Annotated in this window: 10 protein-coding genes and 1 tRNA gene; 2 read left to right on the top strand and 9 right to left on the bottom strand. The window is 71.5% G+C overall.

Annotated features, from left to right (window positions below; all coding sequences use genetic code 11):
- The first annotated feature begins 3 nt into the window (after positions 1 to 3).
- Positions 4 to 85 (top strand) — tRNA-Leu (locus O2L52_RS13965).
- A gap of 44 nt (positions 86 to 129) precedes the next feature.
- On the opposite strand, the gene O2L52_RS13970 is transcribed toward O2L52_RS13965, so the two are convergent.
- From O2L52_RS13970 to O2L52_RS14005, 8 genes are all read right to left on the bottom strand, one after another.
- Positions 130 to 1,242: a sulfite oxidase gene (locus O2L52_RS13970; protein WP_270116195.1), complete on the bottom strand. Its 1,113-nt coding sequence runs from the start codon at positions 1,240 to 1,242 to the stop codon at positions 130 to 132.
- Between the two features lie 82 nt (positions 1,243 to 1,324).
- A complete protein-coding gene (locus tag O2L52_RS13975) occupies positions 1,325 to 3,859 on the bottom strand; it encodes a glycoside hydrolase family 2 protein (protein ID WP_270116196.1) in 2,535 nt (844 codons plus the stop codon).
- Positions 3,856 to 5,082, bottom strand: a complete 1,227-nt coding sequence (gene manA, locus O2L52_RS13980) for a mannose-6-phosphate isomerase, class I (protein ID WP_270116197.1) — start codon at positions 5,080 to 5,082, stop codon at positions 3,856 to 3,858. Before manA ends, O2L52_RS13975 begins: the two co-directional genes overlap by 4 nt.
- A 513-nt stretch (positions 5,083 to 5,595) precedes the next feature.
- On the bottom strand, positions 5,596 to 6,537 hold the full coding sequence (locus O2L52_RS13985; protein ID WP_270116199.1) for an N-acetylglucosamine kinase: 942 nt from the start codon (positions 6,535 to 6,537) through the stop codon (positions 5,596 to 5,598).
- The gene (locus O2L52_RS13990; protein WP_270116201.1) at positions 6,534 to 7,487 is read right to left on the bottom strand and encodes a glycoside hydrolase family 113; all 954 of its coding nucleotides are present in this window, start codon (positions 7,485 to 7,487) and stop codon (positions 6,534 to 6,536) included. The genes O2L52_RS13985 and O2L52_RS13990 overlap by 4 nt, the downstream gene beginning before the upstream one ends.
- Entirely contained in the window at positions 7,484 to 8,341 is an 858-nt protein-coding gene (locus tag O2L52_RS13995) for a carbohydrate ABC transporter permease (RefSeq protein WP_270116202.1), read from the bottom strand. Before O2L52_RS13995 ends, O2L52_RS13990 begins: the two co-directional genes overlap by 4 nt.
- Positions 8,338 to 9,312 (bottom strand): carbohydrate ABC transporter permease, encoded by a 975-nt coding sequence (locus O2L52_RS14000; protein WP_270116203.1) that lies wholly within the window; start codon positions 9,310 to 9,312, stop codon positions 8,338 to 8,340. The genes O2L52_RS13995 and O2L52_RS14000 overlap by 4 nt, the downstream gene beginning before the upstream one ends.
- Before the next feature lie 10 nt (positions 9,313 to 9,322).
- Complete coding sequence (locus O2L52_RS14005) at positions 9,323 to 10,648, bottom strand: ABC transporter substrate-binding protein (protein ID WP_270116204.1); 1,326 nt, start codon at positions 10,646 to 10,648, stop codon at positions 9,323 to 9,325.
- A 273-nt stretch (positions 10,649 to 10,921) separates the two neighbouring features.
- Between O2L52_RS14005 and O2L52_RS14010 the strand changes: the two genes are divergently transcribed.
- A complete protein-coding gene (locus O2L52_RS14010) occupies positions 10,922 to 11,935 on the top strand; it encodes a LacI family DNA-binding transcriptional regulator (protein WP_270116206.1) in 1,014 nt (337 codons plus the stop codon).
- 433 nt (positions 11,936 to 12,368) lie between these two features.
- On the opposite strand, the gene katG is transcribed toward O2L52_RS14010, so the two are convergent.
- Positions 12,369 to 14,582: a catalase/peroxidase HPI gene (gene katG, locus O2L52_RS14015; protein WP_270116207.1), complete on the bottom strand. Its 2,214-nt coding sequence runs from the start codon at positions 14,580 to 14,582 to the stop codon at positions 12,369 to 12,371.
- Between the last annotated feature and the right edge of the window lie 84 nt (positions 14,583 to 14,666).

Here is a 14,666-nt window from a genome sequence, read left to right on the forward strand (position 1 = left end):
TGCGCGCGAGTGGCGGAACTGGCAGACGCGCAGGATTTAGGTTCCTGTGTCCTAGGACGTGGGGGTTCGAGTCCCCCCTCGCGCACGATGAAGGCCCCGGTCATGCGGGGCCTTTCTTGCTGTCAAGGGTCAGGCGGCGCAGAGGACCGGGACGCGCTGGACGAGGTTGTTGGCGAAGCCGCCGCGGTTCCAGGGCTGGGACAGGGGCTGGGTGCGGCCTTCGGCGTCGGTGGCGCGGGCGCACAGGACGTGGTCGCCGGGGGCGGCGGTCCAGGTGTACTGCCAATGGCGCCAGGCCCAGCGGTGGTCGGTGGGCGGTTCGAGGTTGGCGGGGTTCCAGGTGCGGCCGTCGTCGGTGCTGATGTCCACGGCGCTGATCGGGGCCCGGCCGGACCAGGCGCGGCCTTCGAGTTGCACGCTGCCGGGGCGGACGACGCGGGAGCGGGACATGAAGTCGGGGAAGCCGGGCGGGACCATCAGGGCGCGCGGGGCGATGCGGGTGACCGGCACGCCCTCCTCGTCCGGTTCCTGCCGGAGCCGGTAGGCCGTTGTCTGCTGGAAGCCGGTGAAGGGGCGCTCGGCGATCGTGATGTCGCGCAACCATTTGACGTGCGCCATGCCGTACCAGCCGGGGACGACCAGGCGGAGCGGGCGGCCGTGCTGCGGCGGCAGCGGTGCGCCGTTCATCGCGTAAGCGACCAGGACCTCGGGTGTGCCGCCCAGGGCCGTGTCGAGGGGGAGGGCGCGCTGGTAGTCCTGTTCGACGCCGCGCTCCACGCCGTGGTCGGCGCCGGTGAAGACCACGTCGACCGCGCCGTCCCGCACGCCTGCTTCATTGAGGAGGGTCCGCAGGGGCACACCGGTCCAGTCGGCGGTGCCGACCGCTTCGAGCAGCCAGGGCTGGCTCACCGGGCGCGGGGAGAGGAGCGCGCGGCCGTTGCCGGCGCATTCCATGGTGACGCGGGTGGTGACCGCATGGAGCGCTCGGAGCCCGGCCATGTCGAGGCGCAGCGGGTGCTCGACGTGGCCGCCGACGGTCAGCTCCCAGGACGTGTCGTCGGCGACGTACGGGATGTCGTAGTGGGTGAGGACGTAGTGCATGCCGGGCGGGGTCACGTCATAGCGCAGGCCTTCGAGCGGCAGGCCGTGATTGCGGGCGGCGAGCGAGAGCTCGTCTCGGCCGATGCCTTCTTCAGGTTCGGCCAGGCGTGCAGGTGTGCTGATGTCCTCGAAGCGGACCACGCCCTGATCGTATCGCCCGGGGGCCGGAAAGGGCCGTGCTCAGCGCAAAGGCCTCGGGCCCTCGCGCTGAGCACGGTCGCGGTCAGAGCAGGTCGTTGGCGCAGCGGACGGCCGCCGCGAACGCGGCCGGGTCGGCGCCACCGGTCGCGCTGACACGGATCTCGGCGGTCTCGCCGGCGCGGAGGGTGACCATGCCGCGGTCCGGTCTGGCGGTCGGGTGGACGGTGTCGGCGAGGCAGTGCGCGTCGCGGACGAGGGAGGTCGCGGTCAGGCGCAGCAGGACCGTGTCGCCCTCGCCGACCGCTTCGATGCGCAGCGGCTTCGGGTCGAGGTGCTGGTCGACGACCTCGGCGGCGTACCGGAACGCGGGGGCGAACCCGGAGCCGGGCGCGGTGACGGCGACGATCGCCTCGGCCGCCGGGTCGCCGAACGCGGCGACGTCGGCGGGCACCGCGACCTGGGCGCTGCCGCGCGCGGGGACGCTGACCTCGACCACGGTCTGGGCGAGCACGATGCCGTCGAAGGTCTCGCGGGTCAGGGTGAATGCGCCCGCGTAGTCCTCGCCCGTGTCGTTGACGAGCACGAGGGCCAGGTGGTCGGGCGCGGGTTCGGTGCCCTCCCACGCGTTCGCCTGGGCCTCTTGGGAAGCGCGCGGCTGGAGCGTGGCCAGGCGCGGGGCGTAGGCGTCGCGCAGGGCGTGCCACATGGGCTTGCGGTGCTCGTTGAAGTCCACGGCGGCCCAGGAGACGACGGGCCAGTTGTCGTTGAGCTGCCACATGATCGTGCCCGTGTTGTGCGGGGTGAGCGAGCGGCAGTGCTCGACGCCGAAGCGGATCGCGTGGGCCTGGTTCAGCTGCGTCGTCCAGTGCCAGTCCTGAATGGACTGCGGGTGGGGGAGGTGGCCCTTCCAGCCGCGCTCGAGCTTCGCGTTGCCCAGGTTCGCCTTCTGGTGCACCAGCATCTGCGGCCCGAACGGGTCGAGCGGCTCGTCGTGCACCACCGCCGCGAGCGTGGACCAGGCGGGCGGGGCCTGGAAGCCGAACTCGGAGAGGAAGCGCGGCTTGTACTCGGCGTACTTCGTGTAGTCCTCGCGGTTCCACACGTCCCAGATGTGCATGGTGCCGTAGCGCTCGTCGTTCGGGTGCCGGTAGTCGCCGAAGGAGTACGGGCTTGCCGGGGAGTACGGGCGGGTCGGGTCGAGCTCGGCCAGGAGGCCCGGCAGGACCTCGCTGTAGTAGGCGTCGCCCCAGCCGCGCTCGTCGACGCGGTGCGCCCACTCCCAGTCGACCGAGCCCCAGGTGTTCTCGTTGTTGCCGTTCCACAGCACGAGCGAGGGGTGGGCGCTCAGGCGCGTCACGTTCTCGCGGACCTCGGCCTCCACTTCGGACCTGGTGTGCGCGTCTTCGCTGTACGCGGCGCAGGCGAACGGGAAGTCCTGCCAGACGAGCAGGCCGCGTTCGTCGGCGAGGTCGTAGAACGCCTCGGACTCGTAGATCCCGCCGCCCCACACGCGCAGCAGGTTCATGTTGGCGTCCAACGCATCCGCGAAGCGGCGCGCGTACCGGTCGGCGTCGATCTCGGTGAGGAACGCGTGGTCGGGGATCCAGTTCGCGCCGCGCACGAGCACGCGCTCACCGTTGACCTGCAGCAGGAACGGCGCGCCCGCCGCGTCGGGAGCGGTGTCGAGCGCGACGGTGCGGAAGCCGACCCGGCCGTTCCAGGCGGCATCGGCGGTGGCGACCGCGACGCCGTACAGCGGCTGGTCGCCGTAGCCGACCGGCCACCAGCGGCGCACGTCCGGGACGCGCACTTCCACCGTGGTCGAGGACGCGCCGGGCGCGACGGTGCCCGTGGCCTGGCTGGTCCCGCCGTCCGGGCCGGTCACCGTGATCGTGACCGGCACCGGTGCGTCGCCTTGGGCGCGTTCGATGTCGACGTGCGCGGTGAGGACGCCGTCGTGGCCGCCGCCCACGCGCTCGACCACGTCCACGAGGGGACGGACCGCGGCGACGCGGACCCCGGTCCAGGACTCGAGGCCGATGGGCTTCCAGATCCCGGCCCCGGCGACGTCGATGCCCCAGTCCCAGCCGAAGGAGCAGGCCATCTTCCGGATCTGGTTGTACTCGTGGTGGTTCACGCGCGGCAGCGCGCCGTCGCGCTCGGCCCGCGCCTCGGTCTCGGGCACCGGCGCGGCGAACTCCACGGTGAGGGTGTTCGCGCCTTCGCGCAGCGCCCGGCGCACGTCCCAGCGGTAGCCGCGGTGCTGGTTCTCCGTGCGGCCGATCTCGATCCCGTTGAGCGACACGACGGCCACGGTGTCGAGCCCGTGCGCGACCAGGTCGTGGCGGGCGGAGCCGTCGTCGGTCCAGTCGAACTCGGTCGAGAACCGCCAGGCGGTGTCGCCGATCCACTGCTGCGCGGTCTCGTTGTCCCCGTCGAACGGGTCCGCGATGAGTCCCGCCCGGACCAGGTCCAGGTGGGCCTCACCGGGAACGGCGGCTGGGATGCCGGCCGCGAGCGGGACCGCTACCGCCTCGGGTGCGTCGGCGGCGAGGCCGGACGCGGTCAGCGTCCAGCCCTCGTGGAGCGCGCGGAAGGTCGAAGGAAGGTCGGTCATCGCTGATCCTCTTGGTGTTCGGGTGTCGGGTGGTGCTGTGACGGCGCCTCATTGACCGTGGCCAGGAAGACTTCGCCGGTGCCGGTGATCGCCACCGGCGACTCCTCCGGCGTGAGGTACCAGGCGGTACCGGGGGCGAAGTCGGTGCCGGCGATCCGGCCGCGACCGGTCGTCGCGATGGCGACGGCCGGGCCGTCGAGGCGGATCGAGGCGGACGCGGTGTCGAGGTCGAGCTGGTAGAGCGCGAAGTCGGGCACGTCCGGGCGGAAGCGGCGCACGCCGGGCGCGGGGTGCTCGGGGTCGAGCCGCGGGACCGGCAGCGGTTCGCAGTCGAGGACGTGCAGCAGCTCCGGCACGTCGATGTGCTTGCCAGTGAGGCCGCCGCGCAGCACGTTGTCCGAGGCGGCCATCAGCTCGATGCCGACGCCGTCGAGGTACGCGTGGAGGTTCCCGGCGGGCAGGTACAGCGCCTCGCCGCGGCGCAGGCGCACCCGGTTGAGCAGGAGCGACACGGCCGCACCGGGATCGCCGGGGTAGGCGGCCGCGAGCTCGCGCACGGTGGCGAGCGCGGCGGCGGCGTCGTCTGGCAGGCCTTCGGCTTGCGCGGCGAGGTGCACGAGGCGGGCGACGGCCGGTGCGGCGTCGCCGCCGAGGAGCCACGCGACCGTGGCGCTGTAGCCGTCCTCGAGGTGCTTCGCGAACGCCCGCAACGGTGCCGAGTCGTCGAGTGCGATGATCGCGTCCAGGATCGAGCGGGCCTCCGCGACCGGCCGGAACCCGCACAGCGCGTCGAACGTCTCGCTCACGGCCACGATGAGCTCGGGCTTGTGGAACGGGTCGCGGTAGTTGCGGTCCGCGGCGTCGAGCGCGAGCCCGGCGGCGTTCTCGCGGGCGAAGCCCTCGGCCGCCTGCTCGGGATTCGGGTGGGCCTGCAGCGAGAGCGGGGAGCCGGCCGCGAGGACCTTGAGGAGGAACGGCAGGCGCTCGCCGGCGGCGAAGTGCGGCCCGAGAGCGCTCTCGGGATCCTGCGCGATCCACTGCCGCAGGTCGGCGGCCCCGCCGGCCGCGGCCGGATCGAGGAGCCGCGCGGGCGAACCCGCGTGGGCGCCCAGCCACAGCTCGGCTTCGGGGCCGCCCGTGGCCGGGCGGTCGAGCAGTGCCGCGATCCGGCCGACCGCGCCCCACGCGTACGGCCGGGGGTCGTTGTCGATGGGGATGAGCAAAGCCGTTCCCTCTCTTCGGATTGTTGTGGTGTGGTCGTCAGGTCAGGTGATGCGGGCCGGTGTCGAAGGCTGCGGTGCCGCGAACCGTCGGGTTCGCGGTCCGCCGCGCGCCTTCCGGGCGCACAGGCCGCTCGGCGAGCGGATCGGCTCGGCCGGCGCCGCGGGCACAGCCCTCGGGAGCAGGTCGCCCGGCGGCGCCGCAAGCGTCAGTGCCCGCGATCTGCCGGGCGCGTCGGCCGCTTGCGAGCGGGATGACCCAGCCGGTGCGGGCCGCCGCGCCTGCGGGTGCCCGGCGCGCTGGACACGGTGCGCTGCGGAGCCTGGGGATCGGCCCGCGGTGCGAGCCGACGCCTTGGAGGTGAGCGCCGAGCGCGACCCGCACGTCCCCGCCTTCCCGACCCGGCCCTCCGGTCGGGCGCCTGCCGTCTCGGCGCGGCCGATCCGGCAGCGCCGCAGTGAGAATGGAGTCTTCGGCGGGCCACCCGTTCCCGTTCCGCATGGCGACCATGCTCCTCAGGCGCCGGCCTGCGGCACGCGTGCGGCGGCGATGCGGGCGGCGAGCGCGCTCGACGCGGCGACGTCCGGGAGCAGCCCGGCGCCGTCGAGCGGGTGCGATTCGCCCACGGCCACTTCGGCTCCCGGAAGCGTCGCCTGGACCTCGCGGGTGAACGCCTCGGCGAGCGCCGGTGCCGTGAAGACCCCGCCGATGCCGCGCACGCGCGGCCGTTCGGCACCGTCCTCGCCGGTGCGGCGCAGGCCCGCGAGGGCCGAGAGCGCGAGCTCCCGGCCGGCGCGGTCGAGGATCGCGGCGGCGACCGCATCGCCTTCGGCCGCAGCGGCGGTCACGGCCCGCGCGTACCCGGCGGTGCGGCGCACGCGGTCCGCGTCGGCCTGGAGCTCCAGGTAAGCCTGCTCCAGATCGGGGAAGTCGGCCCTGACCAGGTCGGTGAGCGCGGTCGCGTCACCGCGGCCGTCGTGGGCGCGCATGACCGCGTCCAGGCCGGCCCGGCCGATCCAGTAGCCGCTGCCGGCGTCGCCGATGAGGTGGCCCCAGCCGTCGACGCGGGCGACCTCGGTGCGGCCCACCGCGAGTGTCACGACGCCGGTCCCGGCGGCGACCACGGCCCCGCACCCGTCGCCGAGCGCGCCGAGGAACGCGGAGACCGAGTCGTGGGCAATGTGGACGGACTGCACGCCGCCCTCGCGGTACCGCTCGAGGAGGCCGGCCGCCTCGGCGTGCGCGGACTCCAGGCCCGAGACGCCGAGCGCGAGCCGCTCGAAGGCGTGGCCGTCGGCGACGGCCCGGTCGACCACGGCGGCGAGCTGCGGCAGGAGCGGGCCGTCGGTGCGGATCCCGGGCGCCGACCACTCGGTGGCGCGGCTCCCGTCCCGAAGGCGCACTTTGACACTGGTCTGCCCTGCGTCGATCGCCAGTGTCGCGGTCGCACCGTTCACTGGGCGGTCCTCTCGGTGTAGTGGCGGGCGATCACATCGGCCGCGGGCTTGGCGTAGGGGCAGTAGTCGTCGTTCGCGGCCGCTTCGTCCTCGGTGTAGAGACGCGGCGGCCAGTCCCAGAGCATGAACCCGCCGACCCACGGCCGGGCGTCGCAGGCGGCGAACATGGCCTCGTAGTACCGCGCCTGCTCCGCACCGGAGGGCTCGCCCGGCAGGGCCCAGTCGTTGGGCTTGTCGGGGGAGCCGGTGCGGGAGGGGCAGCCGGCCTCCATGAAGAAGAACGGCTTGCCCGCGGCGGCCACGGCCGGCTCGATCCGGTCGAGCTCGGCCTCCCACCCGTCGACCGGGTAGTAGCCGGAGGAGGAGACCACGTCGACGGCGTCCCACCAGGTGACGCGGTCCTCCTGGTACTTGTCGCAGTTGTACGTGATGAGTCCTGAGTAGACCCCGCGCACATCGGCGATGAGCGCGCGCCACTCGAACTCGCGGGCGTCGGCCCGCACCATCTCGCAACCGACGCAGAGCATCTCGCAGCCTTCGGCTTCGGCGATGCGGGCCGCGTGCATGATGAACTCGCGGTAGGACGCGAACCACTCGCCCCACGTCGGCTCCCCGGGCACGTCCCGGTCGAAGAAGCCGATGTGGGCGCGCCAGGTGCCGTCGCCGACGTTGACCACGGGCTTGAGGCACACCTTGAGGCCGTGGGACTTCGCCTCGCGGATCGCCCACACCACTTCATCGTCAGTGACCGTGGGCGCCTCGCGGAACGGGACCTCGGTCGACTGGGCGGTCTCCTGGACCGCGGCGTAGGCGAGCGCGGTCCAGTTGGCGCCGATGCCGGTCATCGCGCGCATCGACTCGGCGGCCTCCGGGGCCGCCCACGTGCCGCGCACCCCGGTCCAGCCCCAGGTCATCCCCGCTACGTACGGGGCCAGAGGATTCGCGGTCATTTCACGGCTCCCGAGGTGAGGCCCCTGTAGATCCACCGCTGGAGGAACAGGAACGCGATGAGGGTGGGGATGATGACGATGAGCGTCCCGGCCGAGATGACCTCCCACTGCGCGCCGAACGGCCCCTTGAACCGGAACAGCGAGGTGGAGATCAGGTCCTGCGAGGGCAGGTACAGGAACGGCGTGTAGAACTCGTTGTAGATCGCGATGCCCTTGATGATGACGACCGTGGCGATCGCCGGCCGCAGCAGCGGCAGGATGACCTTCCAGTAGATCGTCCAGCGGCTCGCGCCGTCGATCATCGCGGCCTCGTCGAGCGAGGTCGGGATGGCCTGCATGAACTGGATGAACAGGTAGATCGCGATGATGTCCGTGCCCATGAACAGCAGGATCAGCGCGGCCTTCGTGTCGTACAGGCCCATGCCGTTGATGACCTGGAAGGTCGCGACCTGGCTGGTCACGCCCGGGACGAGCGTGGCGATGAGGAACAGCGCGAACACGAGCTTCTTGCCGCGGAACTCGAACCGGTCGAGCCCGTAGGCGGCCATGGTGCCGATGAGGATCGTGCCGGCCAGCGAGACGACGAGGACGATGCCGGTGTTGAGGATGCCCTCGAGCATCTCGCCGCTGTCGAAGGCGGTCACGTAGTTCGAAAGGTTGAGCCAGTTCGACGGTGGCGTGAGCGCACCGGTCGTGCCGTACTCCTCCGAGGTCTTCAGGCTCGCGAACAGCACCGTGACGAGCGGCAGGAGCGTGCACGCCGCGGCGATGACCAGGCTGAGGTACTTCGCGGTGCCGACGGTGACCCGCTGCGCCTTCGCGCCCGTGCGTGGGACATTGTGGATGGTGGTCATGTCAGGTCCACCTTCTCGTCGGGGAAGAGCTTGCGCTGCACGAAGGTCACCACGAGGACGATCACCAGGAGCACGACGGCCATCGCGGAGGCGATGCCGACCTGGCGGTGGGTGAACGCGGTCTGGATGGTCTGGATGACGAACGTCGAGGTGCCGTTCGCGCCGCCGGTCATGATGAACGGGATCTCGAAGACCGAGAGCGAGCCGGCGATCGACAGGACGAAGCACAGGCCGATGATGCGGCGGATGCCCGGCAGGATGATCGCCCAGAACTGCTGCCACTTGTTGGCGCCGTCGAGCTCGGCGGCCTCGTAGATGTCGCTCGGGATCGACTGGATCGCACCGAGGAACAGCACGAAGTTCATGCCCATGTACCGCCACACGCTGGTGCCGGCGAGGGACCAGTTGGCGATCTCGGGGTCGCCGATCCACTGCGGCGGGTCGGTGAGGCCGAACCACGACAGGACCGTGTCGAGCGTCCCGTCCGGCTGGAACAGGTACAGGAACACGAACCCGATGGCGACGCCGTTGATCAGGTACGGGAAGAACAGCACGCCGCGGAAGAAGTTCCGGAACCTCGTGTTGAAGCTCAGGATCGTCGCGAAATACAGCGCGAGCCCGATCTGCAGGAACGAGGCGCCGAAGTAGTAGAGGCTGACGTAGAAGACCTCGAAGATGCGCGGGTCGGTGAAGACCTGCACGTAGTTCTCGAAGCCCACGTAGTTCAGGTCCTGGTCGATGCCGTCCCAGTCGGTGACGCTGAAGTACAGCAGGTTCGCCGCGGGCCAGTACGTGAGCAGGAGCAGCAGCGCTACCGCCGCCGCGATGAACAGGTACGGGGTGAGCTGGCGCCGCGTCTGCCTCCAGGTCCGCCGCCGGGCGGCCCCGGAGGGCCGCACGGGGCGGCCCTCCGGGTGGAGGCGGTCGGCGCCCGTGTCCGCCGAGGCGGGACCGGTTGCGTTGATCGCCATTGGTGTTCCTTTAGCTCGCGACCCGTTCGACCGACTCGCTCCAGCGAGCGTTCAGGTCGGCGAAGAAGCTCTCCTTGTCGCCGTCGGCGGCGCCTCGGGCGACGTCGACGAGCTCCTGGCGGTAGATGTTGCCGAACAGGTCGACCTGCGAGTCGCTGGAGACCTCGTTGAGCAGGCCCTCCTCACCGGACGGGGCGGCGTTCATCTCCATGAGCTGGACGCCGTTCTCCTCGAGGCCGGCCAGGTTCTCGGGCAGCGGCGCGGCCTTCACGGTGGAGATCATGGCCTCGTTCTCGGCGAAGCCGGACTCCTCGATGAACCACTGGATCCAGGCCCAGGCCGCGGCCTTGGACTCGGAGTGGCGGCTCACGGCGAGGTTGTAGTCGCCGCCGATGACCGCGTGCTGGGTGCCGTCGACGTTCGAGGGGAACGCCATGTAGCCGATGTCGTCGGCGGAGGCGCCGTTGTCCTCGGCGGCGGCCTGCATCTGCGAGATCGCCCAGGAGCCGAGGGTCATCGTGCCGATCTTGCCGGTCGCGATGTCGATCTTGGACTGCTCCCAGTTCGTGGTCAGCGGGTCCTCTTCGGTCAGGCCCGCGGCGACGGCGTCGTAGAGCAGGCCGTCGATCGCGTACATGTCCTTGCCCTCGGTCCAGGGCGCGGTGTCCTTCGCCATCTCGCTGGAGGCGTCGGGGTTGGCGGTGACGCCGCCGAGGTTCCCGAAGGACTGGCCGAGGGGCCAGCCGTCCTTGTAGTTGGTGTACATCGGGATGGCGTCGGTGTTGTCCTTGACCTGCTGCAGCGCGGCGATGAACGCCTCAGGGGTGGTGGGCAGCTCGGTGATGCCGGCCTGCTCGAAGACGCGCTTGTTGTAGAGCACGCCGTTCGCGTTGCCGCCGATGGCGAGCCCGTACTGGGTCCCGTCGTAAGCAGCGCCGTTGAGGAACCGGTAGGTCGCCTCGAACTCGGCCTTCTCGCCGAGCGGCTCGAGGAACTGGTCGAACTGGTTCGGCTGGATCGCGGCGGGGATGCCGATGACGTCGCCGTAGTTGTCGCTGCTGAGGCGGGTGGTCATCTCGCCCGCGTAGTCGGTGATGCCTTCGACTTCGACCGAGACGTCCGGGTACTTCTCCTCGAACGCCGCGATGTACTCGTCGAACTTGCCGCTTTCGACGAGGTCGGTGCGCCAGGTGATGATCTTGAGATCACCCTCCACCTCGCCGTCGATCGTGTTCGAGGGGTCGTTGTCGCCGGCGCCGCCGGTGGTGCAACCGCTCAAGGCGATAGCGGCGGCGGCGAAGGTCGCGACACCGGCCAATGCCTTCTTGGGTCTCATGGGGACTCCTTGTCGGGTTCTTCATTGAACTGCTCCGCGCGGCCGTTCAAGCGGAGCGATTGAAAGCCTAGGTTCTGAACCGGTTAATCGCAAGTTCATGTCAACGCTGTCTTGTTATCGATCAGTGACCTGAGTGATGCTGGTAACGGTATTGAGCTGGCGATTCATTTCGATCGAGCGGCAACCTTTTCATCGAAACTCGTTCGACTGTCCGACGATGGACATCGCTGAGCTTGACCGGGTAAGCTCAACTTTCAGGGGGAGGGGTCCGGTATGGCGGTGCAGCAGCGCGCGACGGTCGAGGACGTCGCGAGGCTCGCGGGGGTCAGTTCGAAGACCGTGTCGCGGGTGTTCGGGAACCGGGACCTCGTGGCCCCGGCGACGGTGGAGCGGGTGCTCGACGCCGCGAAGCGGCTGCGGTTCCGCCCCAACTCGCTGGCGCGGACCCTGCGCCGCGGCGGCGGCACCGACACGATCGGCTTCGTCATGGGCGAGCTCGGCAACCCGTTCTACTACGGGATCGCCTCCGGGATCGAGCAGGAGGCCTCGCGGAACGGGAACGCGCTCGTCGTCGCGACCACCGGCGACACCCCGGACGGCGAGGAGCGGGTGGTCGACGCCCTGCTCGCGCAGCGGGTCGGCGCGCTCCTGCTGGTGCCCGTGGCCGCCGACCAGTCCTACCTCGAGGGGGAGCGGCACCTGGGGACGCCGGTGATCGCCATCGACCGGCCCGCCCGCAACCTGGTGGCGGACGCGATCGTCCTCGCCAACCGCAGCGGCGTGTTCGACGCGACCTCGCGGCTGCTCGCCCGCGGCCACCGCCGCGTCGGCTATGTGTGCAACCCCGCCGCCGTGAAGGCCCAGGCCGAGCGGGTGCAGGGGTACCGGGAGGCCATGGCCGCGTACGGCATCGGCGGCACCTCGCGCTGGGAGCGGCTCGTGGACGACCCGCGCGCCGCGCCGGAGCGGATCGTCGCGGACCTGCTCAGCAGCGCCGACCCGCCGACCGCCCTCATCACCGGGAACAACCGGATGACGATCGGCGCGCTTCGCGCCATGCGCGGCCTCGGCGAGGACGCGCCGGCCCTCATCGGCTTCGACGACTTCGACACCGCCGACGTGCTCGGGGTCAGCGTCATCTCCCACGACCCGGTGGAGCTTGGCCGCCGCGCGGCCCGCCTCGCGATCGAGCGCATCGGCGACCCGCTCGGGTTCACTCAGCGCATCGAACTGCCGACCCGCTTCATCGGCAGGGGATCGGGGGAGCGCCCGCCGCCGAAGGCGTGAGCCCGGGCGCGGCGTGAGGGCGTAGCGCCGGGCGGGCCAGGGCCGCTCGACCATGCGGGGGCGCGATGCGCTCGCGGCGGAGGACTCCGAACGGTTTCGGCCGCACTCGCCGGGGCGCAGCGCTCGGCGGTTTGCGCGGTTCGACCCTGCCAGCGCGATGCGCTCGGCCGCGGCCGATGCCCGACCGCTGCAGAACGCCGGCGGCCCGGCTGCTCGCCGGGGCGCAGCGCTCGGCGGTTCCCGCGGTCCGACCCTGCCAGCGCGATGCGCTCGGCCGCGGCCGATGCCCGACCGCTGCAGAACGCCGGCGGCCCGGCTGCTCGCCGGGGCGCAGCGCTCGGCGGGCCCGAGCGGCTCGACGCCCTCGGCCGTTCCGCTTCCGAACGCATGCGGCCCCCGGCGCATCGCCGGGGGCCGCCATGCTGTCAGGGCGTCAGCGCAGGTCGAAGCGGTCCAGGTCCATCACCTTTGCCCAGGCTGCGACGAAGTCCCGCACGAAGTGCTCCTCGGCGTCGTCGGCCGCGTACACCTCGGCGACGGCCCGGAGCTCCGCGTTGGAGCCGAACACGAGGTCCACGCGGGACCCGGTCCACCGCACCTCGCCGGAGGCCCGGTCGCGGCCCTGGTACGTCTGCGAATCGTGCCCGGCCGGCTCCCAGTCGATGTCGAGCGAGAGCAGGTTCCGGTAGTAGTCGTTGTTGAGCGTCCCGGGCCGGTCGGTGAGGACGCCGACAGGCGAGTCCTCGACGTTCGCGCCCAGGACCCGCAGGCCGCCGATGAGGACGGTCATCTCGGGGACCGTGAGCCCCAGCAGGTTCGACCGGTCCACCAGCAGGTACTCGGCCGGGAGCGGGTGGTCCTTGCCGAGGTAGTTGCGGAACCCGTCCGCGGTCGGCTCGAGCGGCGCGAACGACTCGGGGTCGGTCTGCTCCTGCGACGCGTCCACCCGCCCGGGCGAGAACGGCACCTCGACCTGGTGCCCGGCGAGCTGCGCGGCCCGCTCGACCGCGGCCGAGCCGGCCAGGACGATCAGGTCCGCGAGCGAGACGCCCTTGCCGCCGCCGCTGCCGTTGAACGCCTCCTGCACGCCCTCGAGCGCGCGGAGGACCTCGGCCAGCGACTCCGGTTCGTTGACTTCCCAGTCCTTCTGCGGTTCGAGCCGGATGCGGGCGCCGTTCGCGCCGCCGCGCTTGTCGCTGCCGCGGAACGAGGACGCCGCACCCCACGCGGCGGCCACGAACTGCCGCAGGGTCGGGCCCGACTCGAGGATCCGCTCCTTGAGCTGCGCGATGTCGTCGGCGTCGATCGGCTCCCAGCTTGCGGCCGGGAGCGGGTCCTGCCAGAGCAGCTGCTCGGAGGGGACCTCCGGGCCGCGGTAGCGGACGACCGGACCAAGGTCGCGGTGGGTGAGCTTGAACCACGCGCGCGCGAACGCGTCCGCGAGCTCGTCCGGGTGCTCCAGGAAGCGCCGCGAGATCGCCTCGTACACCGGGTCGAACCGCAGCGACAGGTCGGTGGTGAGCATAGTCGGCGCGTGGCGCTTCGTCGGATCGTGCGGGTCCGGGACGGTGCCCTCGCCCGCGCCGTCCTTCGGCCGCCACTGGTGCGCGCCCGCCGGGCTGTCGCACAGCTCCCACTCGTAGCCGAACAGGATCTCCAGGAAGCTGTTGTCCCAGGTGATGGGCGTGTTCGTCCAGATCCCCTCGAGACCGCTGGTGATGGTGTCGTTGCCTTTGCCGGTGCCGTGCGCGTTGGCCCAGCCCAGGCCCTGCGCCTCCAGGGGCGCGGCTTCGGGCTCCGCGCCGAGGTTCTCCTCCGGCGCGGCGCCGTGAGTCTTGCCGAACGTGTGGCCGCCGACGATGAGCGCCACCGTCTCCTCGTCGTTCATCGCCATGCGGCGGAACGTCTCGCGGATGTCGTGCGCCGAGTCCACCGGGTCGGGGACGCCGCCCCGGCCCTGCGGGTTCACGTAGATCAGCCCCATCTGGGCCGCGGCGAACGCGTCCTCGATCTCGCGGTCCTCGCCGCGGCGCTGGTCGTCGAGCCAGTCGCTCTCCGGACCCCAGTAGATGTCCTCGTCGGCCTCCCACACATCCGCGCGGCCGCCGCCGAACCCGAAGGTCCGCAGGCCCATCGACTCCAGCGCCACGTTCCCGGTGAGGATGAGCAGGTCGGCCCAGGAGAGGCTGCGGCCGTACTTCTGCTTGACCGGCCACAGCAGCCGCCGGGCCTTGTCGAGGTTGATGTTGTCCGGCCAGCTGTTGAGCGGCGCGTACCGCTGCTGGCTGGTGCCGGCGCCGCCGCGGCCGTCGCTGATCCGGTACGTGCCGGCGCTGTGCCAGGCCATGCGGATGAACATGGGCCCGTAGTGCCCGAAGTCCGCCGGCCACCAGTCCTTGGAGTCGGTCATGACCGCTTCTATGTCGCGCTTTACAGCCGGGAGGTCGAGGGCCTCGAACGCCGCGCCGTAGTCGAAGTCCGCGCCGAGCGGGTCGCGGACGGGCGGGTTCTTCGCGAGGAGCTTGAGGTTGAGCCGGTCCGGCCACCAGCCCTGGTTGCCGCCGCCTTGGACGGGGAGCAGGGCGCGGCTGTGCTGCACGGGGCAGCCGCCGGTGTCCTGGTCGTTCGGTTCTTGCTTGGCAGACATGGGAATCCTTCCGCATGGACGCGTCGGGGAGCCCAGTGCTCGACCGAGCTTTTACACGACAGTGGGAGCCCCCCCATGAGGTCA

Origin of the sequence: Glycomyces algeriensis (assembly GCF_027622855.1) — a bacterium.
GTDB lineage: Bacteria > Actinomycetota > Actinomycetes > Mycobacteriales > Micromonosporaceae > Glycomyces > Glycomyces algeriensis.

Excerpts from the sequence above, each read along its gene's own strand:
- O2L52_RS14000 (WP_270116203.1), bottom strand. The coding sequence starts at position 9,312 with ATGGCGATCAACGCAACCGGTCCCGCCTCGGCGGACACGGGCGCCGAC.
- O2L52_RS14010 (WP_270116206.1), top strand. The coding sequence starts at position 10,922 with ATGGCGGTGCAGCAGCGCGCGACGGTCGAGGACGTCGCGAGGCTCGCG.
- O2L52_RS13990 (WP_270116201.1), bottom strand. The coding sequence starts at position 7,487 with ATGACCGCGAATCCTCTGGCCCCGTACGTAGCGGGGATGACCTGGGGC.
- O2L52_RS14005 (WP_270116204.1), bottom strand. The coding sequence starts at position 10,648 with ATGAGACCCAAGAAGGCATTGGCCGGTGTCGCGACCTTCGCCGCCGCC.
- O2L52_RS13975 (WP_270116196.1), bottom strand. The coding sequence starts at position 3,859 with ATGACCGACCTTCCTTCGACCTTCCGCGCGCTCCACGAGGGCTGGACG.
- katG (WP_270116207.1), bottom strand. The coding sequence starts at position 14,582 with ATGTCTGCCAAGCAAGAACCGAACGACCAGGACACCGGCGGCTGCCCC.
- O2L52_RS13995 (WP_270116202.1), bottom strand. The coding sequence starts at position 8,341 with ATGACCACCATCCACAATGTCCCACGCACGGGCGCGAAGGCGCAGCGG.